Source organism: Xanthomonas prunicola, assembly GCF_002846205.1.
Lineage (GTDB): Bacteria > Pseudomonadota > Gammaproteobacteria > Xanthomonadales > Xanthomonadaceae > Xanthomonas > Xanthomonas prunicola.
In genome coordinates, this window is record NZ_PHKV01000059.1 from 1 (window position 1) to 1,193 (window position 1,193).

The 1,193-nt window shown below is 62.7% G+C and carries 1 protein-coding gene; it reads left to right on the top strand.

Annotation, left to right across the window (positions count from 1 at the left end; genetic code table 11):
• The first annotated feature begins 1 nt into the window (after position 1).
• Positions 2 to 1,192, top strand: coding sequence for an elongation factor Tu (tuf, locus tag XpruCFBP8353_RS23005; RefSeq protein WP_053051265.1), 1,191 nt, complete (start codon positions 2 to 4; stop codon positions 1,190 to 1,192).
• Position 1,193: the final 1 nt, after the last annotated feature.

The following is a 1,193-nucleotide window of genomic DNA, read 5'->3' on the forward strand; positions in this document are numbered from 1 at the left end:
CATGGCAAAAGCTAAATTCGAGCGCACCAAGCCGCACGTGAACGTCGGCACCATCGGTCACGTTGACCATGGCAAGACCACGTTGACCGCTGCGCTGACCAAGATCGGTGCCGAGCGTTTCGGTGGTGAGTTCAAGGCGTACGACGCGATCGACGCGGCGCCGGAAGAGAAGGCGCGCGGCATCACAATTTCGACCGCACACGTCGAATACGAATCCCCGAACCGCCACTACGCGCACGTTGACTGCCCCGGCCACGCCGACTACGTCAAGAACATGATCACCGGTGCTGCGCAGATGGATGGCGCGATCCTGGTATGTTCGGCCGCTGACGGCCCGATGCCGCAGACTCGTGAGCACATCCTGCTCTCGCGTCAGGTCGGTGTGCCGCACATCGTCGTGTTCCTGAACAAGGCCGACATGGTCGACGACGCCGAGCTGCTCGAGCTGGTCGAAATGGAAGTGCGCGAGCTGCTGAGCAAGTACGACTTCCCGGGCGATGACACGCCGATCATCCACGGTTCGGCGCGTTTGGCGCTGGACGGTGACCAGAGCGAGATCGGCGTGCCGGCGATTCTGAAGCTGGTCGACGCGCTGGACACCTTCATCCCGGAGCCGACCCGCGACGTCGATCGTCCGTTCCTGATGCCGGTGGAAGACGTGTTCTCGATCTCGGGCCGCGGCACCGTGGTGACCGGTCGTATCGAGCGCGGCATCATCAAGGTGGGCGACGAAATCGAAATCGTCGGTATCCGCGATACGCAGAAGACCACCGTGACCGGCGTGGAAATGTTCCGCAAGCTGCTGGACCAGGGTCAGGCAGGCGACAACGCCGGTCTGCTGCTGCGCGGCACCAAGCGTGACGACGTTGAGCGTGGCCAGGTGCTGTGCAAGCCGGGTTCGATCAAGCCGCACACCGAGTTCGAAGCCGAAGTCTACGTGCTGTCCAAGGATGAGGGTGGCCGTCATACCCCGTTCTTCAAGGGCTACCGTCCGCAGTTCTACTTCCGCACCACCGACATCACTGGCGCGTGCCAGCTGCCGGAAGGCGTGGAAATGGTGATGCCGGGCGACAACGTCAAGATGGTCGTGACCCTGATCAACCCGGTCGCGATGGACGAAGGTCTGCGCTTCGCCATCCGTGAAGGCGGTCGTACCGTCGGCGCCGGCGTGGTTGCCAAGATCATCAAGTAAG